Here is a 23793-nt window from a genome sequence, read left to right on the forward strand (position 1 = left end):
CAACGAAGGGAGTTGAGCCATGACGCGTCTCCTGCCCGTAGTGACAGTCGCTGGATTGCTGATTGCTGGCACGACGGTCGCCGCTGTCGCTCATCACGGCTGGGGCAGCTATGACGCTGCCAATCCGGTCACCGTGAACGGTCCTGTCGAAAGCAGCAAATTCGAGAACCCGCACGCGACGATCGTGATCAAGGGGGCCGATAAGGCCTGGACCGTCACTCTTGCACCGACCTCCCGCATGACGTCGCGTGGGGCATCTGCCGATATCGTGGCTGTCGGCAAGATGGTCTCGGCCTTCGGCTATCCATCCACCGTCGAGAAGGACGAGATGCGCGCCGAACGCATCACCGTGGACGGCAAGACCTACGAACTGCGTTAGCGAGCGGCTGATGACCGAGGGCGCGCCGGCAATCTTCATGGCGATGGAGGCGTCCGCCATTGGCGCTGCGATCCGGCAATCGCGCTGGCTCTATATGTCCGCCAATATCGGCCACATCGTCGCGCTGATGTGCTTCGCCGGTGCCATTGCGGTGATGGATGTCCGGCTCGCGGGTGGATTGGCTGCAACGGCGCCCGGTCCGCTGCTGCGCAGGGCGCGCTGGTTCGCGATTGCCGGATTTCTCGGCCTCGTCCTTACAGGCGCGACACTTTTTACGGCTGAAGCGAGCCATGTCGTGCTGAATCGCGTGTTTCAGATCAAGGCGGCTTTGATCGCGCTGGGCTTGCTTAATGTCGTCTGGGTCGAGGCGATGATCATGCCGAAGATCGCGGCGCTGCCGCCGCTGTCACCGATGCCTGCAGGCGCGCGGCAAGGCGCGCTGGCATCGATGGCCATCTGGTTCGCGGTCGCCATATGCGGCCGCGCCATTGCTTACTTCTGAGCTGCTGTCGCGGTGCTCAATGCACCCCGGTGAAGAACCGCGCCATGCGGAAGCCAGACAGCCAGTTGGTGACCGGCTGGTTGCGCACGCCGAGATCCCATGAACCGACGATGGCATCGACGCGGCCGACGAGATTATCCATCGGCAGCAGGCCGACGCCGCCCTGGCTGACCGGCACGCGGCTATCGGCGGAGTTGTCGCGGTTATCGCCCATCACGAATAGATGGTCCGGCGGCACCGTGACCTCCGGTGTGTTGTCGAGGCGGCCATTGTCACGCAGCTTGAAGATCGGATGCGACACGCCGCCGGGCAGGGTTTCGACATAACGCTGCGCCGGTTCGGAGCCACCGCTATCGTCTTCCGCGGCACCGATGCCGTCGGCCTTCACCGAAGTCGCGGCGCCATTGAGCCAGACCTGACCACCGCGCAGTTCGACGCGGTCGCCAGGCAGGCCGATCACACGCTTGACCCAGACCTGGGAGCGGTCGCCGGGCCAGCGAAACACCACGACGTCGCCGCGCTTTGGCGTGGTCGCGAAGACGCGGCCGGTTTCGGGAAACGAGACATGGATCGGTAGCGAAGCTGTCGAATAGCCGTAGGGAAACTTGGTTGCGAGCAGCGCGTCGCCGATCAGCAGTGTCGGCTCCATCGAGGCGGACGGCACATAGAACGGTTCGGCGAGGGCGCCCTTGGCGACGAATACGATGCCGACGATGGCGGCGATCTGCGCCAGCTGACCGGACCAGCGCCTTGCCGTCGATGCGACCGATGTGGTTTCGGTATCCGTACTCACTGGCCCGTTCCTCCGATAGTCACCTTATCCATCCGCAGCGTCGGCTGGCCGACGCCGACCGGCACGCCCTGGCCATGCTTGCCGCAAGTGCCGATGCCGTCATCGAGCGCGAGATCGTTGCCGATCATGCTGATGCGATGCAGGTCGGTCGGACCATTGCCGATCATCATCGCGCCTTTCAAAGGCGCTCCGATCTTGCCGTTCTCGATCTTGTAGGCCTCGGTGCACTGAAACACGTATTTGCCGGAGGTTATGTCGACCTGGCCGCCGCCAAAGTTCACCGCATAGATGCCGTTCTTCACAGAGGCGAGGATCTCGGCGGGATCGCGCTGGCCAGCCAGCATGTAAGTGTTGGTCATGCGCGGCATCGGTACATGGGCGTAGCCCTGACGGCGGCCGTTGCCGGTCGGCTTCATGCCCATCAGGCGGGCGTTCTGGCGGTCCTGCATGTAGCCAACAAGGATGCCGTCCTCGATCAGCACGGTGCGGTTGGTCGGTGTGCCCTCGTCGTCGATGGAGAGCGAGCCACGGCGCGACGAGATCGTGCCGTCATCGACGACCGTCACGCCCTTGGCGGCAACCTGCTGGCCCATCAGGCCGGCAAAAGCCGAGGTCTGCTTGCGATTGAAATCGCCTTCGAGCCCGTGGCCGACGGCTTCATGCAGCATCACGCCGGGCCAGCCGGGGCCGAGCACGACGTCCATTTCGCCGGCAGGGGCCGGGATCGATTCGAGATTGACCAGCGCCTCGCGCAGCGCGCCGTCGGCTGCCGTGCGCCACGAACCGCTCTCGATGAAGCGCGCATAGCCCTCGCGGCCGCCATAACCCTTGGAACCACTCTCCTGCCGATCGCCCTGACCGGCGACGACGGAGATGTTCACGCGCACCAGCGGACGGATGTCGCGATAGCTCTCGCCGTCCGGGCGCAGGATCTCGACCACCTGCCAGGTCGCGCCGAGAGAGACGGAGACCTGGCGGACGCGGGGGTCCTTGTCGCGGACATAGGCGTCGATTTCGGCCAGCAGCTTGACCTTGGCCTCGAAGCCCGGCGCGTCCAGCGGATTGTCGTCACTATAGAGCCGCACATTGGTGTGCGAAGGCGCTGCGGCGAAGGTGCCGGCATAGCCGCCACGGACCGCATTGACCGCATCGGCCGCACGGATCAGCGCCGGGATCGACACATCCGAGGAATGCGCATAGCCGACCGCATCGTCCTTGACGGCGCGGAGGCCAAAACCCTGCGCGGTGTCGTAGGTCGCCTGCTTCAGCCGGCCGTTGTCGAAACCGAGCGCCTCTGACTGGCTGTATTCGAGGAACAGCTCACCGTCGTCGGCGCCCTGCAATCCGCGCAGCAACTCGCGGCGAACCTCGTCACGGTCGAGATTGGCGCGGTCGAGCAGGGAGGTGGTGGCTGGGCTGGTCATGCAAGCTCCAATGTCAGCGGCGCGGCCCCGGCGCCGGGCGCGGGGCCGCGATTTCAATTTGTAGCGACAACCCGGGGATGGGTCGCCTTACAATGGCGTAACCTGCGGTGAAACAGGCGATTCAAACCAAGATAGGTGCTGCGGCGGGAAAAAGGGAGAGCCCATCAGCGGCAGTCAAATGGTGTCATGGCACCGGGAAGAGACGCCGGATCGAGGTGTCCGCTCAGTCCTCGGTTCTGATTTGAACTATTACAAATTGCCGGAGGCCGGGATTGATGGCAGCGGAGCCCTTCGCGGGCTATGAGGAAACCATCGTTCGTCGACGCGCCAGAAGGCCGGGACGCGGTCTTTTCCTGCGAGATACTGTCGCTTTTCATGGCCTCACGAACCAAATCCGCCTTCCTGCAAGTCCATTCCATCATCGGCCTGGCGATCTCGCTAATCCTGGGCGTGATCGGTCTGACTGGCGCCATGCTGAGCTTCGAGGACGAAATCGTCGCCGCGCTGAATCGCGATGTGGCGAAGGTTGATCCACGGCCGGCGCCGATGCTCGGACCTGATGCGCTGGTGGCGCGGGTTCAGGCGGTGCCGGGGGCGGGCAAGGTTGGTCTCATCGTCTTTTCGAGCGAACCGGGTGTGGCGGTGCGGATGCGCTTTGCCCGCAGCGAGACCGGAGAGCGCTCGTCCGTCTATGTCGATCCCTATGATGGCCGTGTCGTTTCGGCGATGCAGGGGGAGAGCTTCTTCGCGACGCTGCGCAATCTGCATCGCTTTCTGCTGCTGCCGGGCAACGGCAATGGCTATGGCCGTCTGATTACCGGCGTCTCCGTGCTCGGCCTGTTCGTGTTGCTGATCTCCGGGATGGTGCTGCGCTGGCCGCGCCGTGTCCGCAGCATCAAGACCTGGTTGAAGCCGAAGCTGGCACTGAGCGGGCGTCCGTTTCACTGGTCGCTGCACAGCGTCGTCGGCACTTGGTTGCTGCCGGTCTATCTGGTGACCATTCTCACCGGTCTTTGGTGGTCGTTCGACTGGTACAAGGCCAGCGCCACCTGGCTTCTGTCGAGCAAGCCGGCAGCGACCGCGCAGGCACCGCGCGGGGCGAAGGGCGGCGCCAAGGCACCTGCGGCTGATGCGCCGGCCGTACCGTCACTCGACAAGGTCTGGTCGACATTTCTGGCCGACCAGGGCAGCCGCTATGCGATGGCGATCATGCAGGTGCCGAACGGGCCGGGCACTGTGGTGCGCATCCGCTCGGTGGCAAAGGATGCGTCATTCGATGAAGCGCGTGACGACTTCCGCATCGATGGCGTGACTGGCCGCATGGTGTCGGCGGAGCTCTATAACGACAAGACATTCGGCGAGCGCGTTCTGGCCGCGGTGCTGCACATCCACACCGGTGCGTTCCTGGGGCTACCCGGTCGCATCGTGTTCCTGCTGGCCGCGGCCTTGATGCCGCTATTCACCGTGACCGGCTTCATCCTGTATTTCTCGCGCCGGAAGTTGCGCGCGGCATCGAAGCCTGGGCGCCGTCATGCGGTCGGGTTGGTGCCCGGCGAGTAAGGCGCTCCGTTTCCGGATTAGGGGTGAGTCAGAGGCGCTGCGCTCTCATCGGAGGGTGAAGTCGCGGATTGGGTCTGCATCGCAGAGAAATGCGCCTGCGACCATCGGAACAGTTCGTCGAAGACCGGCCTGAGCGCCCTCGCCGATTCCGTGATTTCATATTCCACTCTGGGAGGTATCTCGGCGAACGCTGTGCGCTTGACGAGCCCATTGGCCTCGAGGTCACGCAGTTGCGTCGTCAGCATGTGCTGAGTGACGCCTGGAATTGCTCGGAGCAGTTCTCCAAACCGGTGCTTGCGCTGGACGAGCTGCCAGAGGATTTCACCTTTCCATTTGCCGGTAATCATCCCCATCGCGCGATGAAAATCTTCTACCGCCCGGTCCTGCTGACATTCAGGGGTCGCGATATCGTCTGTTTTTCCATTAGTCATGTTTTTCATACTATCTCAGAAAAAGCATTCTACTTGTCTTTTTCATCTTACGGCCGAAGTTCGTGTTTCGAAAGCGCGTCGCGGATCTGAAGCAGGCTTTGCAGTCATCCGCGCAGCCGAAACCGTTTTGACCATCTTCGGAGCTGCCCATGTCATCGTCTTCCGTCACCTCATCAGCGCCGCGGCGCTGGACCTCCGTCAGTCTCTGGGCTGTCAGAGGGGTACTCGCTCTTGCGTTCGCTGCTGCAGGTGCTGCCAAGCTTTACGGCGTGCCGATGCTCGTCGAGGAGTTCGAACATATCGGTCTTGGGCAATGGTTCCGCTATCTGACCGGCACGCTCGAAATCCTCGGAGCAGCCCTGATCATCATTCCGTCAACGGTCGGGTTTGGCGCGGTTCTCCTGTGCTGCATCATGATCGGTGCGATTTTTACGCATGTATTTGTCATTGGCGGCTCACCCATTCCAGCGATCGTGCTGCTCGCATTGAGCGGCATCGTGGCTTACGCCAAGCGCAGCATGATCCTCAGGTAGCGAGCGCTCATCGCTCTCATCCGACCATCCACGGATTGCCGTTGGAAAAAGCCGAACGTTTCAGTGTGTTCGAGTGCAAGTGATGATTTCAATGCGGAGTTATAGCGGCAAGGCCTTGGCCACGGTGGCGTTCGGTCTGGCATTTGCCGTACCGTTGTTCGTCACTCTGGCTTTGACGGACATGGGGTCCGCCATTTCAAAGCCGTGGGCGCCGGAGACGAAGCCTGCGGCGGTCAAGGCACATCGTCTCGTTCTGCAGATCAACACTGACGACCCGACCGTTATGAGAGCACTGATTTCGACGTCGCTGAATCTGCCGAAATACTACCGGGAGACGAAGCAGGACTTCTCGATCGAAATCGTCGCTTACAACGCCGGTATTCACATGTTTCGAGTGGATACGTCGCCGGTCAAGGAACTGCTGAAGGTCGTCCAGGGTCTCACCCCTGACATTCGCTTCGTGGTCTGCGAAGCGACCAAGCTCGGCATGGAGCGCAGCGAGGGCCATCCGATTTCGTTTATCGACAATGTTCAGATGGTCCCGAACGGCCCTGGACGGATCATTGAGCTACAGGAGGCGGGTTGGTCTTACATCCGATCCTGAGCGGTACCCTGAACCACCCCATTTTATGCCCATTGGAGGTTGGACCGTGACAGCACACCAGCGCGGGCGCCCCGATGCGCGCTCGCCGATCTCGCGGCGTACGCTGCTCACAGGGGCGCTAGCTACGGCGGTCGTATCGGCCGGGGGACGGCGTGATGCGGATGCGCGGTTCGATGGGCCGCCGCCGTTTGGTACCGCCCGGCATCAGTTCACTGTTATCCGAGGAGCGCGGCCGATCCCGTCTGTTGCGGTGCCTCGCCTTGCTGGCAAGCCGGTCTATCTGACCGCGTTTCCAGGGAAGGTCGTGCTGGTCAATTTCTGGGCGACATGGTGTCCGGCGTGCAAGATCGAACTGCCGATCCTTGATCGACTGCAGGATATCGAGACGCGCGCAAACCTGCAGGTGATCGCGATTGCCACTGATCGTGCGGATGTTGCTTCGTTTGTGCGCAGCTTGAAGCTGAAACATCTCGATGTCGGTATCGACCCTGGTGGACTGGTCGCGCGTGCCGGCGAGGTTGCTGGTCCGGATACTCCGTTCAGCCTCTACGCGATGCCTATCTCATATCTGATTGGAACGACGGGGCAGGTCGAGGGGTATCTTGCTGGAGAGGCCGACTGGACATCTGAAGATGCCCGGCGATTGCTGGACTATTACAGAGGGCATGGTTCCGGCTAATGCTGCCGGGTTCAAGCCTATGGCAGCTTGTCGTAGCCCTCGCCGATGCCGTTGAGGCTGAGCGGGAAGCCGATGCCTTCTTCGGGTGTTTCGAAGATGATGAAGGTGGCAGTCTTTGCGGTGCGGAGCTGGGCGAGCAGCTTGTCGTCCATCACGACTTCGGCAACGCAGCCATTGGGCAGGCAGCGCACGAAGCCGGCACGGCCGACATCCTGATTGTCGAGCTTGAGGCCGAGGCCGGACGGCAGCAGCACGCCGAGCGGCGCCACCACGCGCATCAGCTTGCTCTTCTGGTCGGCGGTCTTCAGCACGATCACGGTCAGGCCGGCATTGGAACGGTCCTCCGCCACCACGCTCTGGATCAGGGCACATTGCTCGGCCTGGGCGCCAGGCGGGGTATCGCAGCGGATCTGCCAGTCGCCATGGACCGAGCGCACCGCGCCCTGGGCGTTGGCAGTTGCCGGGACGGCGGCGATCGCTGCCAGGGCCAGACAACCGAGCGCCAGTCGGCGCCAGCCTGCGATCCCGCGGGCCGGGCGGTTCAGGGTCGGTTTATGCTGCAACTTCGAGTGCCCCATCCGGGTCGGTTCCTTAGGCGGTGACATGGTGGTCGTAGTCCAGGGCAGCACGCTTGACGCTGTCTGTCCGGAGGATTTTTCCAGACCACGGAATGATACGGCAATGACGGCGCCTTGAAGGCATCCACGGAGCCACGATAACGCTCGCGGGTGCGAATCAGCATCCTGCCGATCGCCTGATCTGTGCCTACAACGGACAATTCTGCTGTCAAGCACCGTGCAGCCGTCGGGCACCCGTTTATGCCTGATTTCATGCAGCAATTGCGACCTTCGTTCAATACCGCCGAATGCATTACGGGATGCGCTACTCCTGCATTGCGACAAGGCGCGAATTATGGTTTGAGAGGCTAGATTTCGACGCATTCTAACAACTGCCACCAAGCCAATTGGTTGGGCGTTTTGGCAAATTGTTAGGGTGTGGATCGGGCGGCATAATTCGGCGACACGCCGAAATGCGACAGTAAATATGGGAGCGCGAGCGGCATGAGGATGTCGAGGGGCCAGATTGGCCGCCGGTTGCTGGGGTTAGCAGTTGTTGGGGCCGGGCTCGCTTTTGGCGGTGCTGCATTCGCAGAGGTGATGGGCCAGCCCGCGCCGTGGGAATTCAAGCTGCAGGAAGCCGCCACGCCGGTGATGGAAAACATCACCTGGTTTCATAATTTTCTGCTCTGGCTGATTACCGCCATCACGCTGTTCGTGCTTGCACTTCTCGTCATCGTGGTGATGAAGTTCAACGCCAAGGCCAACCCGGTTCCGTCCAAGACCACCCACAATACGCTGATCGAAGTCGCCTGGACCATCATCCCGGTGCTTATCCTGGTCGCGGTTGCGGTGCCGTCGTTCCGTCTGCTGTTCCTGCAGCTCGATGTTCCCAAGGCCGACCTGACCATCAAGGCGACGGGCAAGCAGTGGTTCTGGACCTACAGCTATCCCGATAACGGTCCGTTCGAATTCGATTCGCTGATGGCTGCCGACAAGCAGCCGCGTCTGCTGGCCGTCGATAACGAAGTCGTCGTTCCCGTGAACAAGGTCGTCCGCGTGCAGACCACGGCGTCCGACGTGATCCACTCCTTTGCGATCCCGTCTTTCGGCATCAAGATCGACGCCGTTCCGGGCCGTCTGAACGAGACCTGGTTCAAGGCCACCAAGACCGGCATGTTCTACGGCCAGTGCTCGGAACTGTGCGGCAAGGATCACGCGTTCATGCCGATCGCGATCCGCGTCGTCAGCGATCAGGAATTTACCGCGTGGGTCGAGACCGCGAAGAAGAAGTTCGCGTCCAATCCGGCGAATTCCTACGCTTCGGCCGGAACTGCTGTGGCGCAGTAAGCGGGTGGCGGAGCCGCGAGGCTCCGCACGCACTGTAAGAAATTAGGGCGAGGGGACCGCAAGGTCCAAAGACTGCCAGAAGAAGACAAAGCAGGATTTGAAAATGGCAACGACCGCGGCAACACCGGCTCACGACGATCACGCCCACGACGATCATGCGCATGCGCATCCGACGGGGTGGCGGCGCTACGTCTATTCGACGAACCATAAGGACATCGGCACGATGTATCTTATCTTCGCGATTGTGGCGGGCGTCATCGGCGGCATCATGTCGATCCTGATCCGCATCGAGCTGATGTATCCCGGCGTCCAGATCTTCCACGAGAGCCACACCTATAACGTCTTCGTCACCTCGCACGGCCTGATCATGATCTTCTTCATGGTGATGCCCGCGATGATCGGCGGTTTCGGCAACTGGATGGTGCCGCTGATGATCGGCGCACCGGACATGGCCTTCCCGCGCATGAACAACGTGTCGTTCTGGCTGCTGCCAGCCGCTTTCGCGCTGCTCATCATCTCGACCTTCGTGGAAGGCGAGCCTGGGGCGAACGGCGTTGGCGCCGGCTGGACCATGTATGCGCCGCTCTCGACATCTGGCCATCCCGGCCCTGCCGTCGACTTCGCGATTCTGGCGCTGCATATCGCCGGTGCGTCGTCGATCCTCGGCGCCATCAACTTCATCACCACGATCTTCAACATGCGCGCGCCGGGCATGACCCTGCACAAGATGCCGCTGTTCGTGTGGTCGATTTTGGTCACCGTGTTCCTGCTGCTGCTGTCGCTGCCGGTTCTGGCGGGCGCCATCACCATGCTGCTGACGGATCGCAACTTCGGCACCACCTTCTTCGCCGCAGACGGCGGCGGTGATCCGATCCTGTTCCAGCATCTGTTCTGGTTCTTCGGTCACCCCGAAGTGTACATCCTGATCCTGCCCGGCTTCGGCATGATCTCGCAGATCATCTCGACCTTCTCGAAGAAGCCCGTGTTCGGTTATCTCGGCATGGCCTATGCGATGGTCGCCATCGGCGGCATCGGCTTCGTCGTCTGGGCGCATCACATGTACACCGTCGGCATGTCGTCGGCGACGCAGGCCTACTTCGTCGCTGCCACCATGGTGATCGCGGTGCCGACCGGCGTGAAGATCTTCTCCTGGATCGCCACGATGTGGGGCGGCTCCATCGAGTTCAAGGCGCCGATGGTCTGGGCTGTGGGCTTCATCTTCCTGTTCACCCTCGGCGGCGTCACGGGCGTGGTGCTCGCCAATGCCGGCGTCGACCGCGTTCTGCAGGACACCTATTACGTCGTCGCGCACTTCCACTACGTGCTGTCGCTCGGCGCCGTGTTCGCCATCTTCGCCGGCTGGTACTACTGGTTCCCGAAGATGTTCGGCTACATGTATTCGGAAACCATCGCCAAGGCGCATTTCTGGTTCACCTTCGTCGGCGTGAACCTGGTGTTCTTCCCGCAGCATTTCCTCGGTCTGTCGGGCATGCCGCGCCGCTATGTCGACTATCCGGATGCCTTCGCCGGCTGGAACCTGGTGTCGTCGATCGGCTCCTACATTTCCGGTTTTGCCGTGCTGATCTTCATTTACGGCGTGATCGAAGCCTTCGTCCGCAAGGAAAAGGCCGCGAACAATCCGTGGGGTGCCGGTGCGACCACGCTGGAATGGACGCTGACGTCGCCACCGCCCTTCCACCAGTTCGAAGTGCTGCCGCGCATCAAGTGACAACTATCCGTGGCGCCTTCGGGCGCCGCGCCAGTGAATGCCTCCGCCGCGGCCAGTCTGGCTTCGGCGGAGTGCTCGTAACAAAGTGAGATTGATCTTGTCCGTTCTCGACCACCACGCCATCGACCTGTCCAGCCCCCGCATCTCCGAAGCGGGCGTGGCGGACTACATCGCGCTGCTCAAGCCGCGGGTGATGTCGCTGGTCGTGTTCACGGCCATGGTTGGTTATTTCCTGGCACCGGGCGATCATCATCCGGTGCTGGCGATTACCTCGATTCTCTGCATCGCTGTCGGCGGTGGCGCCTCCGGCGCGCTGAACATGTGGTACGAGGCCGATATCGATGCGCTGATGTTGCGCACCGCCAACCGCCCGATTCCGCGCGGCCGCGTCACCCGGCCGGAAGCGCTGACCTTCGGTCTGGTCCTGGCCTTCTTCTCGGTGATGACGCTCGGCATCCTTGTCAACTGGCTGGCCGGTGCGCTGCTCGCTTTCACGATCTTCTTCTATGTCGTGATCTATACCATCGCCCTGAAGCGCTGGACCGCGCAGAACATTGTCATCGGCGGTGCCGCCGGCGCGCTGCCGCCGGTCGTGGCCTGGGCTGCGTCGTCAGGAACGCTCTCGATGGAGCCGATCCTGCTGTTCCTGATCATCTTCTTCTGGACCCCGCCGCATTTCTGGGCGCTGGCGCTGTTCCGCAACGACGATTACACCCGCGCCGGCGTGCCGATGCTGCCGGTGGTTGCCGGTCCCGACGCGACCCGGCTGCAGATTCTGCTCTACACTGTCGTGCTGGTCGCAACGGCCGTCGCGCCTTGGCCGCTCGGTTATTTCTCGGCCATCTACGGCACCGCTTCGCTGATCCTCGGCGCCGGCATGATGTATCTCGCCGTGCAGGTCTATCGCTTGCGCGAAGGCACGCCTGCTAACCGCGCGACGCGCAAGCTGTTTGCTTTCTCGATCGTCTATCTGTTCGCACTGTTTGCCATTCTGCTGCTCGAGGTGGTCGTGAAGGCCATCCTCCCGCTGGTCTGGTAGAGGGGCGCATGATCTCATGGACAACGAGCGCAAGCCTGAAGAGCCGGAAGGCATCGTCCTTACTGAGGCACAGAAGAAAAGCCGACGCGAACGCTCGCTGGCTATCGCCTGGGCGCTCGGCATTCTCGTCGTGCTGTTCTTTGCCGTCACCATGGTCAAGGGGCCGGCCGTTCTCATCCGGCCCATGTAATGACAGAAGCTGAGTGACATGACCGATCAGCCGCAGATCAAGCCAGTTGAAGTGAACAGCCCGCGCAGCGATAAGATTGCGCGCCGCGGTCTGGGTCGCGATGCGACGGTGGCTGCGGCTTGCGGTCTGCTGGTGGCCTTCATGGTCGGCGCGTCCTATGCCGCCGTGCCGCTGTATAACTGGTTCTGCCGCGCCACCGGTTTCAACGGCACCACGATGGTGGCCAGTTCGGCGCCCGCAAACGGCCCGATCGCGCGTACAATCGCGGTGCGCTTCGATGCCAATGTATCGGGCGGGCTGCCATGGAAGTTCGTGCCGGAGCAGAGCGAGATCGAGGTCAGGATCGGCGAGGTCGTGACCGTTTTCTACACCGTGACCAACCAGTCCGCCCGCACCACCTCTGCACAGGCTGCCTATAATGTGGCGCCGCTGACGGTGGGGGCGTATTTTCAGAAGATCAATTGCTTCTGCTTCACCGACCAGACCCTGGCGCCCGGTGAGAAGCGCGAAATGCCCGTCGTATTCTATGTCGATCCGGCACTAGCCGCAGATAGCGAGAATGACGGGCTGAAGTCGATTACACTGTCCTACACGTTCTACCCCCTGCGCGATCCGGCGCCGAAGCCGCTGGCGGCGACGGAGACTGACAAGCGCAAGGGTAACCTCTAAGGGAAAGCTCCAAGAGATAATTTTGGAGCGTTCCGAGTTATAAAACTGAGAGAACTCGCACCGGCTTCAACCGGCGCAGCTGACGGAGAGAACCGCAATGGCTACGGCGCAAGCTAAGCACCACGACTATCACCTCGTCGATCCCTCGCCGTGGCCGGCGGTAGGCTCGCTGTTCGCCTTCATCATGGCGGTCGGCGCGGTCAGCTGGATGCATCACATGTATGCGGCGGCGCCCCTCGTGTTCGGCGTCGGCACCATTGGCGTGCTGTACACATTTGCGAGCTGGTGGACCGACGTGGTTCGCGAAGCCCAGTACAAGGGCGACCACACCCGTGTGGTGCAGATCAGCCATCGCTACGGCATGATCCTCTTCATCGCCTCGGAGGTAATGTTCTTCGTCGCCTGGTTCTGGGCCTATTTCAATTCGTCGCTGTTCCCCGGCGATCCCGTCCACGCCACCCGCGAGGCGCTGTTCGGTGGTGTCTGGCCGCCGAAGGGCATCCAGACCTTCGATCCCTGGCACCTGCCGCTGCTCAATACGCTGATCCTGCTGACCTCGGGCACCACGGTGACCTGGGCGCATCACGCGCTGCTGGAAGGCGACCGCAAGGCGGTGAAGCATGCGCTGATCCTCACCGTGCTGCTCGGCATTGCCTTCTCCTGCGTGCAGGCGTTCGAATACAGCCACGCTGCTTTCGGCTTCAAGGGCAACATCTACGGCGCGACCTTCTTCATGGCGACCGGCTTCCACGGCTTCCACGTGCTGGTCGGCACCATCTTCCTCCTGGTCTGTCTGCTCCGCGTCTATGCCGGCCACTTCACGCCGAAACAGCACCTCGGCTTCGAATTCGCCGCCTGGTACTGGCACTTCGTGGACGTGGTCTGGCTGTTCCTGTTCGTCACGATCTATGTCTGGGGCTATGGCGGCCCCATCGCCGGCGCAGCCGCGCACTGATCGCATTCGGGTGCTACAAGAGGGCGGCCGCAGGGCCGCCCTTTTTCGTTGGCCTCTGCGGCGTGAAAGAAATTAACTCGATGCCCGATCAACTCACCGCCCCCGCCACGCTGAGCCAGACCGTTATCCGCGGCCTCACCTGCAAATGCCCGCGTTGTGGTGCGGGCAAGCTCTATGCGGGCTTCATCAATCTGGCGCCGCGATGTGAGCGTTGCGAACTGGACTATGCTTTTATCGATACCGGCGATGGTCCGGCCATCTTCATCATCATGCTCGCTGGTGCCATCGTGGTCGGTGCTGCCCTCATCGTCGAGGTCAAGTATCAGCCCCCATTCTGGCTGCATGCCGCACTGTGGCTGCCACTGATTCTGGCGACCACGCTGTTACCTTTGCGGTCCATGAAGTCGTTGCTGATCGCCCTGCAATTCCACCACAAGGCCTCCGAAGGCCAGCTCATCGATCGCACGCCGAAATGAACTCTGTTGCAGCGCGCCGGCGCAGTATCACCGGTCTTGGCATCGTTACGCTGATCATCGTTGGCGTGCTCCTCGGCCTCGGCTTCTGGCAATTGCAGCGCCGCACCGAGAAACACGCGCTGATCGCCGCACTCACGGAGCGTCTGGCAGCTGCGCCGGGTGCATTGCCTGCACCAGCCACATGGAGCGCGCTGACGGCAGCGACGGATGAATTTCGCCGTGTCAGCTTTTCGGCCACCTACAAACCTGTCCCGGACGGCATGGTCTACAGCTCCGGCTCCGGCGTGCGGCCAGATGTACCGGGCCCGGTGACCTGGGCCTTCCTGCCGGCGCAGCTCGCATCCGGCGAAACCGTCGTGATCAATGCCGGCTTCGTGCAGAACACGATGCAGGACCGCGCGCAGCAGGATCGCGCCGTGCAGAAGCTCATCACCGGCGCCCCAGTGACCCTGACCGGCTATCTGCGTTTCCCCGAAACGGCGGGCACGCTGACGCCCCATGACGATGTCAGCAAGCGCCTCTGGTTCAACCGCGATCAGAGCGCCATGGCGCAGGCGCTCGGCTGGGGCGCTGTGGCCCCGTTCTATGTCGATCTGGAAAGTCCCGTACCGGCCAGCGCCATCCCGAAGCCGGGTCCGCTCGAAATCCACCTCAAGGACGACCACATGCAATATGCGATCACCTGGTTTGGCCTCGCGGCTGCCGTGGTGATCGCTTTCGGGGTCTGGATCAGGGGCCAGCGGCGGGCCTGAACCCCGGCCATTGTTGGTTTCCTCGCCCGGCGAAACCCATTATGGTGCCCTCTGATTTCACGCGGCGTGAAGTTTTAACCCCATTATTATCAAAGGCTTGGCGGTTTCCGCGCCTTTGGAGGACGCCTTGACGACCTATATCTCGACGCGGGGAGAGGCCCCGAAACTCGGCTTTTGCGATGTCATGCTGACCGGCCTTGCCCGCGACGGCGGCCTCTACATTCCCGAGGTCTGGCCGCAGCTCTCGGCTGAGACCATCGCGTCGCTGTTCGGCCGGCCCTATTGGGAAGTCGCTGTCGAGGTGCTCCGGCCATTCGTGGCCGGCGAGATTTCCGACGAGGATCTCGGCCGCATGGCCAATGAGGCCTATGCCACGTTCCGCCATCCTGCCGTGGTGCCGCTCGATCAGACCGCGCCGAACCAGTTCGTGCTCGAGCTGTTTCACGGCCCGACGCTGGCGTTCAAGGACGTCGCCATGCAGCTCATCGCGCGGCTGATGGATCATGTCCTCGCCAAGCGCAACCAGCGCACTACCATCGTGGTCGCGACCTCGGGCGACACCGGTGGTGCCGCCGTCGATGCCTTTGCCGGGCGCGACAATGTCGATCTCGTCGTGCTGTTCCCGAACGGCCGTATCTCCGATGTGCAGCGCCGGATGATGACGACGACAGGCGCGTCGAACGTCCATGCGCTTGCCGTCGAGGGGCATTTCGACGATTGCCAGGCGATCGTGAAGGGCCTGTTCAACCATCACAGCTTCCGCGATGCGGTCTCGCTGTCCGGTGTGAATTCGATCAACTGGGCGCGCATCGTCGCGCAGGTGGTTTACTACTTCACCTCGGCCGTCGCCGTCGGCGCGCCCGCGCGTAGTGTCGATTTCACCGTGCCGACCGGCAATTTCGGCGACATCTTTGCGGGCTATGTGGCCAAGCGCATGGGTCTGCCGGTGCGCAAGCTGCGCGTCGCCGCCAATGTCAACGACATCCTCGATCGCACGCTCAAGACCGGCATCTACGAGGTGCGTGAAGTTCACGCCTCGTCGTCGCCGTCGATGGACATTCAGGTGTCGTCGAATTTCGAACGTCTGCTGTTCGAGGCCTCCGGCCGCGATGCTGCGCTGGTGCGCGGATTGATGGATTCGCTCAAGCAGTCCGGCCGCTTCGTGCTGCCGGAGAAGGTGCTGACTGCGATCCGTGCCGATTTCGAATCCGGTCGCGCCGACGAGGACGAGACGGCGGCAGCCATTCGCACCGCGTGGCGCGAGACCGGCGATCTGATCGATCCGCATACCGCAGTGGCATTGGCCGTGGCCGACCGCGACACCACCGAGATGCATGTGCCCAACGTCGTGCTGTCGACGGCGCATGCCGCGAAATTCCCCGATGCGGTGGAAGCCGCCTGCGGCGTCCGGCCGGCATTGCCGGTCTATCTGGAAGGGCTGATGACGAAGCCCGAGCATATTAAGGTTATGAAGAATGACCAAAGCGATATTGAGCAGTTCGTGCTGTCGGTCAGCCGCGCTGCAAAGCAGGGAGTGTCCTGATGACCGTCGAGGTTACAAAGCTGCCTTCGGGCCTGACGGTCATCACCGACACCATGCCGCATCTGGAAACCGCAGCACTCGGCGTCTGGACCGGCGTCGGCGGCCGCGATGAGAAGTCCAACGAGCATGGTATCTCGCATCTGCTCGAACATATGGCGTTCAAGGGCACCAAGAAGCGTTCATCGCGCGAGATCGTCGAGGAGATCGAGGCGGTCGGCGGCGATCTCAATGCTGCAACCTCCACCGAGACCACGGCCTATTATGCCCGCGTGATGAAGGCCGACGTGCCGCTGGCACTCGATGTGCTCTCCGACATTCTCGCCAATCCCACTTTCGTGCCGGATGAGCTGGAGCGCGAGAAGAGCGTGATCGTGCAGGAGATCGGTGCGGCGCAGGACACGCCGGATGATGTGGTGTTCGAACATCTCAACGAGCTTTGCTATCCCGACCAGCCGATGGGCCGTTCGCTTCTGGGCACCGCCAAGACGCTGAAGGGATTTGATCGCGACATGCTGCAGCACTACCTGTCCACGCATTATCGCGGGCCGGACATGGTGGTGGCTGCTGCGGGCGCCGTAAATCACCGTCAGGTCGTGCACGAAGCATCCGATCGTTTTTCAAGTTTCGCAGGTACTGCCGCGCCGAAGCCGCAGCCGGCGATGTTCGGCAAGGGAGGTTCGCGTGTGGTCAATCGCGATCTCGAACAGGCGCATCTGACGCTGGCGCTGGAAGGTCTGCCGCAGTCGGACCTGTCGCTGTTCAGCCTGCAGGTCTTCACCAACATTCTCGGCGGCGGGATGTCGTCGCGTCTGTTCCAGGAAGTGCGTGAGAAACGCGGCCTCTGCTATTCGATCTACACTTTCCATGCGCCCTATACCGACACCGGCTTCTTCGGTCTCTATACCGGCACGGATCCCACCGATGCGCCGGAGATGATGGAAGTCATCGTCGACGTCATCAACGAGTCGGTGGAGACATTGACCGAAGCCGAGATCGCGCGCGCAAAGGCGCAGATGAAGGCCGGCCTGCTGATGGCGCTGGAGAGCTGCAGCTCGCGCGCCGAGCAGTTGGCGCGGCACATGCTGGCCTATGGCCGTCCGCTCACCGTGGAAGAACTCGTCAAGCGCATCGACGATGTCAGCGTGGAATCAACCCGCAACGTCGCCCGTGGCCTGCTGACGCGCAGCCGCCCGGCGGTGGCGGCGCTCGGCAGCGGCCGGGGGCTGGACACGGCGGTGGCTTTTGCGGAAGGATTGACCCGCGCCAAGGACAAGAGCCTGCTGCACTAGGCCGGCGAGGTCCGAGGCATCAGGGAGCGACCCTATGGCCCTGTTTCGTTTGCCATCGAGTATGCCGGCGGCGCTGGCGCCGCGCGGCTACGGCGTTGCCTTGCGCGCACCCGTGATGAGCGACTTTCCGCAATGGGCCGATCTGCGTGAGCAGAGCCGGGGTTATCTCACGCCGTGGGAGCCGATCTGGCCGTCAGACGATCTGACGCGATCCGGCTTTCGCCGCAGGCTGCGCCGCTATGCCGACGATGCGGCGGCCGATCGCGCCTATCCGTTTCTGGTGTTTCGCGAGTCCGACGGCACGCTGCTGGGCGGCGTGACATTGGCCAATGTGCGCCGGGGCATCGTCCAGGCTGGCACCATCGGTTACTGGGTCGGCCAGCCCTATACCGGGCAGGGCGTCATGACCGCGGCGCTGCGGGTGCTGTTGCCGACCTTGTTCGGTGAGCTCAACCTGCACCGCATCGAGGCGGCCTGCATTCCCACCAACATGCCGTCGGTGCGGGTGCTGGAGAAATGCGGCTTCTCGCGCGAAGGGCTGGCGCGGCGTTATCTCTGCATCAATGGCATCTGGCAGGATCACCTGCTTTACGGCATGCTGCATGAGGACTTCCGCGGGTAGTCGTGCTGCAACGCGATGTCCGGATGTGGCGCAATGGCGCGCGTCTGTCCTCTCTTAAGTGCCTCGTTTAAGTGCCTTGGGTTCGCCGCCATTGCGCTGTTATAAGGCCCTGCGCACGCCTTGGGCGGGGCAGCGCAAACGACTGAATCTCCGGGGATATCTTCATAATGCGCAACATTCGTTCGATGCCGATCAGCGGCCGCACCGGCGCGCTCCGCAGCCTGCTGGTGATCACTGCCGCAAGCCTGACGCTGGCCGGTTGCGGCGGCGGCAGCATGTTTGGCGGCGGTTCGCCCAGTAGTGGCGGCGGCAGTCCGTCGATGACCGATCGCTTCACGCAGTTGTTCTCGGGCAAGTCCACCGAGGTCGGCGCGCCGCAGTCGCCGCAGACCGATGAGAATGATCTGACTTGCCCGAGCGTCAGCATCCGGCCAGGCGCCTCGACCTATGCGGTTGGCGCTGCAGGCAAGCCGGCAGTCGGCAACGATCTGGCTTTCCAGGCCACCATCACCCGGACGGCGCGCTCCTGCGATCTCAATGCAGGTCAGATCTCGGTCAAGATCGGCATCCAGGGCCGCGTCATCGTCGGACCGGCCGGTGCACCGGCGGCGGTGGATGTGCCGCTGCGTGTCGCTGTGGTGCAGGAAGGCGTGACGCCGAAGACCATTGCCACCAAGGTATTCCAGACCAATGTGCAGATCGGCAGCGAGACCAGCGTGCCCTTCAGTCTGGTCGGCGAGGATCTCGTCTATCCGGTGCCGACGGGCACTGCAGGCGATTCCTATATCTTCTATATCGGCTTCGATCCGCAGGCCCTGAAATCGCAGGCGCCCGCCCGCAAGCGGCGCTAAGAGGACATTCAGCCAACAAAAAAGCCGGCGCGATGATCTCGCGCCGGCTTTTTTAGTTTGAAGTGTTTCGCTTAGTTCAGCTTGGAGCGAACTTCGCCGATGCCCTTGGCAATCAGGTCGTCGGCCACCGAGCCCTTCACCGACTGCGACAGTACCGAGGTTGCAGCGTTCACTGCGGCTTCGGCTGCGGCTGCGCGGACGTCTGCGACAGCCTGGGCTTCCGCCTGAGCAATCTTGCCTTCCGCGGTCTTGGTGCGGCGGGAGACAAAATCTTCCATCTTGGCCTTGGCTTCGGCGGCAATGCGCTCAGCGTCTTCCTTGGCGGAAGTGATGATGTCCTGCGCTTCGCGCTCGGCCGCTGCATGACGCTTCTTGTAGTCTGCGAGCAGCGCAGCGGCTTCATCGCGCAGGCGACGGGCGTCGTCGAGTTCCTGCTTGATGCGGACGCTGCGGTGGTCGAGCGCCGTCAGGATGGTGCGGTGAATACCGAACCAGCCGAACACCACCATCAGAATGACAAAAGCGACGGCGACCCAGAATTCAGCTTGAAGTCCGAACATCCGTTTATCCTTTCAGCGACGCGTCGAGCGCGGCGTTGACGGCGCCTGCATCGGGGCTGACGCCCGTCAGACGTTCGACGATCGCCGAGGCCGTGTCCGCAGCAATGCTGCGCACATTGCCCATCGCCGTTGCGCGGGTGGTCGCGATGGTCTGCTCCGCTGCAGCAAGCTTGCTGGCAAGGCTCTCTTCGAGCTTCGCCTTGGCCTGCTCCTGTTCTGCATTGAGCTTCTCACGAACTTCGGTCGCCATCGCCTGCGCCTTGGCGCGGGCATTGGCGAGTTCGGTTTCGTAAGCCTTCAATGCAGCGTCGGAATCGGCCTGGAGCTTGGCGGCTTCGTTCAGGTCCGTATCGAGAACCTGCTGACGGGCCGCAAGCACGCCGCCGACGCGGGGCAGCGCCAGACGCGACACGATCAGATAGAGCAAGCCGAACGCGATCGCGAACGACACCAGCTGTGAAGCAAAGGTGCTGCTCTCGAACGGCGGAAACGACGCCTTGTGACCACCGTCTGCCGCAGTGTGTGCGGCAGTCCCGTGATCGGCGCCCTTGGATTTGCCCTGACCTTCAGCCACAGCAGTCTCCTTATCGATCGGAAGCGCGCCCCGGATGGAGCGGCAACCGGATCCGTTTCAGCTTAGACGGCGAACAGCAGCAGCAGCGCGATCAGCAGCGAGAAGATGCCGAGCGCTTCGGTCACGGCGAAGCCGAAGATCAGGTTAGCGAACTGGCCCTGGGAAGCCGACGGGTTGCGGAGCGCACCGTTGAGGAACTGGCTGAAGATCATGCCGACGCCGATGCCAGCGCCACCCATGCCGAGACAAGCAATGCCGGCGCCGATGTACTTCGCTGCGATGGGATCCATAGTAAAACTCCTTCTTGGGATAGGGATAAGACAGGTGAGGGGTGGAATTCCGCCAGGACACTAAAATGCGGTTAGTGGCCCGGATGAAGTGCGTCGTTGAGATAGATGCAGGTCAGGATCGTGAACACATAGGCCTGCAGGAAGGCGACCAGCAGTTCCAGCGCGGTCAGCGCCGTGGTCATGGCCAGCGGCAGGACGGCACCGAAGATGCCGACTGCGCCGAGCGCCGAGAGCGAGGTCACGAAGCCGGCGAAAACCTTCAGCGTGATGTGGCCGGCCAGCATGTTGGCGAACAGACGAACCGAATGCGACACCGGGCGCGACAGGAACGAGATGACCTCGATCACCATGATCAGCGGCAGGATGTAGATCGGAATGCCGTGGGGCACGAACAGCTTGAAGAAGCCGAGGCCGTTCTTGTAGAGGCCGTAGAGGAACACCGTGAGGAACACCATCAGCGCCAGCGCGACGGTGACGATCAGATGGCTGGTGACGGTGAAGGTGTAGGGAATGATGCCGATCAGGTTCGCCGTAAGGATGAACATGAAGAGCGAGAACACGAAGGGGAAGAACTTCATCCCTTCTTCGCCGATGCTACTGCGTAGCGTATTCGACACGAATTCGTAGGACAGTTCGGCGACCGACTGGAAACGGTTCGGGATCAGCCGGCGACCGGCGCTGCCACCGAGCATCAGCAGCGACACGACGGCGACGGCGCCGAACATATAGGCCGACGAGTTGGTGAAGGCGATTTCCTGATTGCCGATATGGCCCAGGGTGAAGATCTTGTGGATCTCAAATTGATGGATCGGATCGGCCATCCACGTCGGTCTTTCAATTCGGCCGGAACGCCCGGCGTTTCCTTGCCGGACAGCCGGCACTCAAATGCTGCGCCATCGACGCAAAGGTCTCGGGCACGAATTTCTTATTGCTTCTTTCCGACACCAGCCGAGCGCATCACATTCATTACGCCGGCGACGAAGCCGAGCAGCATGAAAACGATCAGCCCCCACGGTGATGTCGACAGCAAACGATCGAAGCCCCAGCCCAGAATCGTTCCGACGACGACGCCCGCGACCAGTTCCGATGAAAGACGGAGACCCACTGCCATGGCCGATGCCCTGGACTGCGCGTTTCCGCTTCCAGTGTCGGATTGGTCAGTCTGGAATTTGCGCTCATCCTGAAGTTTGGACAGACGCTGATTCAGACTTCCGAGCCTTGCGGAAAGCGCAGCCTCATCGGGAGACGTTTTGCCGTCACGTCCGCGTCCACTGTCATCGTCCCGTGTGTCGTTGGTCATGCTGCGACACTCGAAATAACGCTGCAAATGCTGGAAATAACGCCCCGTCACCCTTCAAAGCCGGGCGGACCATACTTAGCGCATCTTGCCAAGTCAAGATTCGCTGATCACCTGTTAGTCCTTTGATTCACTTGATTTTATTGGCGAAATTCGAATCCCGCTGCGCGGGATCGCCGCAGCGCAAGAGTGACTTTCGAGGTGATCTATCTTGCACGGCGCAGGGCGCTCTGTTGGAGTACCGCAGAGTTTGAAAATGCCTCTGCCGGAGTCCGGAATGCCTCAAGAGATCGATTACTATTTTTCGCTGCCGTCACCCTGGGCCTATATCGGCCATACGCTCTTTCGCGATCTCGTAAGTACTTACGATCTCAAGGTGAATCACAAGCCGGTATTTCTCGGCGATCTGTTTTCGGAAACCGGCGGCCTCCCGCTCGGCAAGCGTCATCCGGTGCGGCAGCGCTACCGGATGCTTGAATTGCAGCGTTGGCGCGACAAGCGCGGTCTCGATTTCCATCTGCAGCCGAAGAACTGGCCATTCGATGGCCGACTCGCCGATGGTTTGGTGATTGCGGCGCTCGAGGCCGGACACGATCCGGATCCCTTCCTGCGCCGCGCATTTCCTGCGGTATGGGAAGGTCAGCTCAATCTCGGCGACCCGGCCGTGCTGATCGGGCTGGCGGATGATTCGGGGCTGCCGGGCGCGAAACTGGTAGAGCGCGCGGCGTCGAGCGATGTCGCTGCGACATACGAACAGAACCGTCAGGAGGCGATTGCGGCTGACGTGTTCGGCTCGCCGGCCTATGTGCTCAACGGCGAAGTATTTTGGGGGCAGGACCGGCTCGAATTGCTGGCTGATGCGTTGAAAGCAAAGCGGGCGCCTTTCAAATCTCAAATCTGAGCACATCTGAGAGCAAAAGGCGGCTATCGCCCCGAACTCGCAACGCGGAGCATCTCCATGAAGAATGCTGTGGTGCGTTTTACCTTCCCCGGGCAGTCCATGCGCTACGCTGCGCGGGTTAGCGCGGTTCTGATGGCCGGGATCGTCGGTGCGTCTGCGCAGGCCCTCCCGGACATCGAGAACGGTCGTTATTCGCTGTCGCCGATCACTGAAGGCGTCATTCGCCTGGATACCCGCACCGGCACGGTTTCGACCTGCACGGATAAGGGGGCCGGCTGGGCCTGCTATGTTTTGCCGGATGAACGTGCCGCGCTCGATACCGAGATCGGACGGCTGCAGAAGGACAACGACAAGCTGAAGGCGGAGCTTGCGCAGCGCGGTCCAGCCGTCGCCGGCAAGACCGATGAAGCGCTCCCGAAGCAGGATTCGCTGAAGCCCGGGAAGTCAGGCAGTGCCGATGGCGAGAGGAAGATCGAGATTCCGCTGCCGAGCGAGCGCGACGTCGATCGGATGATGGCCTTCGTCGAAAACGCGTGGCGACGCCTTGTCGATATGGCGAGCCGCATCCAGCGCGACGCCAGCGGGAAGATCTGAGCGCGGCCAGATTCGCGACAGATGGCAGTGCTCACATTGTTGATCGATATGATGCGCGGGGCTTTTTGCCGCGATATCGAGAACAGTTCAGCGCAAGCAGACAGGAGCCCAATCGGACATTTTTCGACTCAAGGTTTCGACCCAAGGGAGGAGTACTTTGATGCCGAGATTTTATTTTGATCTGGTCGATGGAACGACCGTGCCTGACGCTTCCGGGCAGATTTTGCGCAGTGAATTGCTGGCCGCTGAGGTCGCCGACAAGCTCGCAGGTGATATTTACAAGATCAGGCCCGAGCTGCGCGGCAAGCACTTCGCCATTTCCGTCCGCAATGAGGAGGGCGAGGAAATTCACCGCGCAGACGTGGTGAGCTCCGACGATTAACGCAGTGCGCAGCTCTCATTTGCGGTCGAGCCCGATATTGTCGCCGTCGCCATGGATGATGTCGCGGTCGGCCTGATCGGTCTTGTCTGCGTCCTTTATGACAGCTTTCTCCTGCGTCCGCTGTTCGTCCTTGCGTGGTCCCGGCCCCGGAATGTCCCTTGATGTTTTGGGCTTCATGGCGTTTTCCCTTGTCCATCCTGATTGAAATGGGAACGCCATCAGCGCGTTTTGGTTCATCAGCCGGGATCTATTAGCCGAAAGGGGATGT

General features: G+C 61.9%; 31 protein-coding genes. 21 read left to right on the top strand and 10 right to left on the bottom strand.

What is annotated here, in order from left to right; genetic code table 11:
- Positions 1 to 19 precede the first annotated feature (19 nt).
- On the top strand, positions 20 to 379 hold the full coding sequence (locus tag AB8A27_RS27690) for a DUF6152 family protein (protein WP_441244642.1): 360 nt from the start codon (positions 20 to 22) through the stop codon (positions 377 to 379).
- A gap of 10 nt (positions 380 to 389) precedes the next feature.
- The gene (locus AB8A27_RS27695) at positions 390 to 881 is read left to right on the top strand and encodes a DUF6644 family protein (RefSeq protein WP_441244643.1); all 492 of its coding nucleotides are present in this window, start codon (positions 390 to 392) and stop codon (positions 879 to 881) included.
- 16 nt (positions 882 to 897) lie between these two features.
- On the opposite strand, the gene lepB is transcribed toward AB8A27_RS27695, so the two are convergent.
- Together lepB and tldD are read right to left on the bottom strand one after the other, a co-directional pair.
- Complete coding sequence (lepB, locus tag AB8A27_RS27700) at positions 898 to 1674, bottom strand: signal peptidase I (protein WP_441244644.1); 777 nt, start codon at positions 1672 to 1674, stop codon at positions 898 to 900.
- Positions 1671 to 3098 (bottom strand): metalloprotease TldD, encoded by a 1428-nt coding sequence (gene tldD / locus AB8A27_RS27705; RefSeq protein WP_441244645.1) that lies wholly within the window; start codon positions 3096 to 3098, stop codon positions 1671 to 1673. The genes lepB and tldD overlap by 4 nt, the downstream gene beginning before the upstream one ends.
- Before the next feature lie 375 nt (positions 3099 to 3473).
- On the opposite strand from tldD, the gene AB8A27_RS27710 reads away from it, so the two are divergent.
- On the top strand, positions 3474 to 4658 hold the full coding sequence (locus AB8A27_RS27710; RefSeq protein WP_441244646.1) for a PepSY-associated TM helix domain-containing protein: 1185 nt from the start codon (positions 3474 to 3476) through the stop codon (positions 4656 to 4658).
- Positions 4659 to 4675: 17 nt separating this feature from the next.
- Here the strand turns inward: AB8A27_RS27710 and AB8A27_RS27715 are convergent, their stop codons facing one another.
- Complete coding sequence (locus tag AB8A27_RS27715; RefSeq protein ID WP_441245057.1) at positions 4676 to 5011, bottom strand: winged helix-turn-helix transcriptional regulator; 336 nt, start codon at positions 5009 to 5011, stop codon at positions 4676 to 4678.
- 227 nt (positions 5012 to 5238) lie between these two features.
- Here AB8A27_RS27715 and AB8A27_RS27720 point away from each other — a divergent pair, with 227 nt between their 5' ends.
- From AB8A27_RS27720 to AB8A27_RS27730, 3 genes are all read left to right on the top strand, one after another.
- Positions 5239 to 5622, top strand: a complete 384-nt coding sequence (locus AB8A27_RS27720; RefSeq protein ID WP_441244647.1) for a DoxX family protein — start codon at positions 5239 to 5241, stop codon at positions 5620 to 5622.
- Between the two features lie 91 nt (positions 5623 to 5713).
- On the top strand, positions 5714 to 6226 hold the full coding sequence (locus tag AB8A27_RS27725) for a DsrE family protein (RefSeq protein ID WP_441244648.1): 513 nt from the start codon (positions 5714 to 5716) through the stop codon (positions 6224 to 6226).
- A gap of 46 nt (positions 6227 to 6272) precedes the next feature.
- Positions 6273 to 6905, top strand: coding sequence for a TlpA family protein disulfide reductase (locus AB8A27_RS27730; protein WP_441244649.1), 633 nt, complete (start codon positions 6273 to 6275; stop codon positions 6903 to 6905).
- 17 nt (positions 6906 to 6922) lie between these two features.
- Here AB8A27_RS27730 and AB8A27_RS27735 read toward each other — a convergent pair whose 3' ends face one another.
- The gene (locus AB8A27_RS27735; protein WP_441244650.1) at positions 6923 to 7483 is read right to left on the bottom strand and encodes an invasion associated locus B family protein; all 561 of its coding nucleotides are present in this window, start codon (positions 7481 to 7483) and stop codon (positions 6923 to 6925) included.
- A 483-nt stretch (positions 7484 to 7966) separates the two neighbouring features.
- On the opposite strand from AB8A27_RS27735, the gene coxB reads away from it, so the two are divergent.
- The 12 genes from coxB to AB8A27_RS27795 all read left to right on the top strand — a co-directional run bounded on the left by coxB (position 7967) and on the right by AB8A27_RS27795 (position 18927).
- Entirely contained in the window at positions 7967 to 8812 is an 846-nt protein-coding gene (coxB, locus tag AB8A27_RS27740) for a cytochrome c oxidase subunit II (RefSeq protein ID WP_320446422.1), read from the top strand.
- Between the two features lie 103 nt (positions 8813 to 8915).
- Positions 8916 to 10541: a cytochrome c oxidase subunit I gene (gene ctaD, locus AB8A27_RS27745; RefSeq protein ID WP_092140165.1), complete on the top strand. Its 1626-nt coding sequence runs from the start codon at positions 8916 to 8918 to the stop codon at positions 10539 to 10541.
- Positions 10542 to 10638: 97 nt separating this feature from the next.
- Positions 10639 to 11580 carry a heme o synthase gene (locus AB8A27_RS27750; RefSeq protein ID WP_441244651.1) on the top strand — a complete coding sequence of 314 codons (942 nt, stop codon included), beginning with the start codon at positions 10639 to 10641 and terminating at the stop codon, positions 11578 to 11580.
- A gap of 16 nt (positions 11581 to 11596) precedes the next feature.
- Positions 11597 to 11770, top strand: a complete 174-nt coding sequence (locus AB8A27_RS27755) for a CoxF protein (protein WP_092140163.1) — start codon at positions 11597 to 11599, stop codon at positions 11768 to 11770.
- Positions 11771 to 11788: 18 nt separating this feature from the next.
- Positions 11789 to 12439 (top strand): cytochrome c oxidase assembly protein, encoded by a 651-nt coding sequence (locus AB8A27_RS27760; protein ID WP_441244652.1) that lies wholly within the window; start codon positions 11789 to 11791, stop codon positions 12437 to 12439.
- 97 nt (positions 12440 to 12536) lie between these two features.
- Positions 12537 to 13394 (top strand): cytochrome c oxidase subunit 3, encoded by an 858-nt coding sequence (locus AB8A27_RS27765; RefSeq protein WP_441244653.1) that lies wholly within the window; start codon positions 12537 to 12539, stop codon positions 13392 to 13394.
- 80 nt (positions 13395 to 13474) lie between these two features.
- The gene (locus AB8A27_RS27770) at positions 13475 to 13870 is read left to right on the top strand and encodes a DUF983 domain-containing protein (RefSeq protein ID WP_441244654.1); all 396 of its coding nucleotides are present in this window, start codon (positions 13475 to 13477) and stop codon (positions 13868 to 13870) included.
- The gene (locus AB8A27_RS27775; RefSeq protein WP_441244655.1) at positions 13867 to 14622 is read left to right on the top strand and encodes an SURF1 family protein; all 756 of its coding nucleotides are present in this window, start codon (positions 13867 to 13869) and stop codon (positions 14620 to 14622) included. The genes AB8A27_RS27770 and AB8A27_RS27775 overlap by 4 nt, the downstream gene beginning before the upstream one ends.
- 127 nt (positions 14623 to 14749) lie before the next feature.
- Positions 14750 to 16165: a threonine synthase gene (gene thrC / locus AB8A27_RS27780; protein ID WP_441244656.1), complete on the top strand. Its 1416-nt coding sequence runs from the start codon at positions 14750 to 14752 to the stop codon at positions 16163 to 16165.
- On the top strand, positions 16165 to 17454 hold the full coding sequence (locus AB8A27_RS27785) for a M16 family metallopeptidase (RefSeq protein WP_441244657.1): 1290 nt from the start codon (positions 16165 to 16167) through the stop codon (positions 17452 to 17454). Before thrC ends, AB8A27_RS27785 begins: the two co-directional genes overlap by 1 nt.
- A 34-nt stretch (positions 17455 to 17488) precedes the next feature.
- Entirely contained in the window at positions 17489 to 18076 is a 588-nt protein-coding gene (locus AB8A27_RS27790) for a GNAT family N-acetyltransferase (protein ID WP_092140145.1), read from the top strand.
- A gap of 167 nt (positions 18077 to 18243) precedes the next feature.
- The gene (locus tag AB8A27_RS27795) at positions 18244 to 18927 is read left to right on the top strand and encodes a hypothetical protein (RefSeq protein WP_441244658.1); all 684 of its coding nucleotides are present in this window, start codon (positions 18244 to 18246) and stop codon (positions 18925 to 18927) included.
- 71 nt (positions 18928 to 18998) lie between these two features.
- On the opposite strand, the gene AB8A27_RS27800 is transcribed toward AB8A27_RS27795, so the two are convergent.
- From AB8A27_RS27800 to AB8A27_RS27820, 5 genes are all read right to left on the bottom strand, one after another.
- Positions 18999 to 19487 carry a F0F1 ATP synthase subunit B family protein gene (locus AB8A27_RS27800; RefSeq protein WP_441244659.1) on the bottom strand — a complete coding sequence of 163 codons (489 nt, stop codon included), beginning with the start codon at positions 19485 to 19487 and terminating at the stop codon, positions 18999 to 19001.
- A gap of 4 nt (positions 19488 to 19491) precedes the next feature.
- The gene (locus AB8A27_RS27805) at positions 19492 to 20061 is read right to left on the bottom strand and encodes a F0F1 ATP synthase subunit B family protein (protein ID WP_441244660.1); all 570 of its coding nucleotides are present in this window, start codon (positions 20059 to 20061) and stop codon (positions 19492 to 19494) included.
- Between the two features lie 62 nt (positions 20062 to 20123).
- On the bottom strand, positions 20124 to 20351 hold the full coding sequence (locus AB8A27_RS27810; RefSeq protein WP_068732626.1) for a F0F1 ATP synthase subunit C: 228 nt from the start codon (positions 20349 to 20351) through the stop codon (positions 20124 to 20126).
- Between the two features lie 71 nt (positions 20352 to 20422).
- On the bottom strand, positions 20423 to 21172 hold the full coding sequence (locus tag AB8A27_RS27815) for a F0F1 ATP synthase subunit A (protein WP_092140142.1): 750 nt from the start codon (positions 21170 to 21172) through the stop codon (positions 20423 to 20425).
- A gap of 104 nt (positions 21173 to 21276) precedes the next feature.
- Complete coding sequence (locus AB8A27_RS27820; RefSeq protein ID WP_441245058.1) at positions 21277 to 21651, bottom strand: AtpZ/AtpI family protein; 375 nt, start codon at positions 21649 to 21651, stop codon at positions 21277 to 21279.
- Between the two features lie 274 nt (positions 21652 to 21925).
- Between AB8A27_RS27820 and AB8A27_RS27825 the strand changes: the two genes are divergently transcribed.
- From AB8A27_RS27825 to AB8A27_RS27835, 3 genes are all read left to right on the top strand, one after another.
- Entirely contained in the window at positions 21926 to 22549 is a 624-nt protein-coding gene (locus tag AB8A27_RS27825) for a 2-hydroxychromene-2-carboxylate isomerase (RefSeq protein ID WP_441244661.1), read from the top strand.
- A 57-nt stretch (positions 22550 to 22606) separates the two neighbouring features.
- Entirely contained in the window at positions 22607 to 23143 is a 537-nt protein-coding gene (locus tag AB8A27_RS27830; protein WP_441244662.1) for a hypothetical protein, read from the top strand.
- Between the two features lie 160 nt (positions 23144 to 23303).
- Positions 23304 to 23525, top strand: coding sequence for a DUF6894 family protein (locus AB8A27_RS27835; RefSeq protein ID WP_441244663.1), 222 nt, complete (start codon positions 23304 to 23306; stop codon positions 23523 to 23525).
- A 15-nt stretch (positions 23526 to 23540) separates the two neighbouring features.
- Here AB8A27_RS27835 and AB8A27_RS27840 read toward each other — a convergent pair whose 3' ends face one another.
- Positions 23541 to 23762: a hypothetical protein gene (locus AB8A27_RS27840; protein WP_441244664.1), complete on the bottom strand. Its 222-nt coding sequence runs from the start codon at positions 23760 to 23762 to the stop codon at positions 23541 to 23543.
- Positions 23763 to 23793 lie beyond the last annotated feature (31 nt).

The organism is Tardiphaga sp. 768_D3_N2_1, assembly GCF_052076105.1.
Lineage (GTDB): Bacteria > Pseudomonadota > Alphaproteobacteria > Rhizobiales > Xanthobacteraceae > Tardiphaga.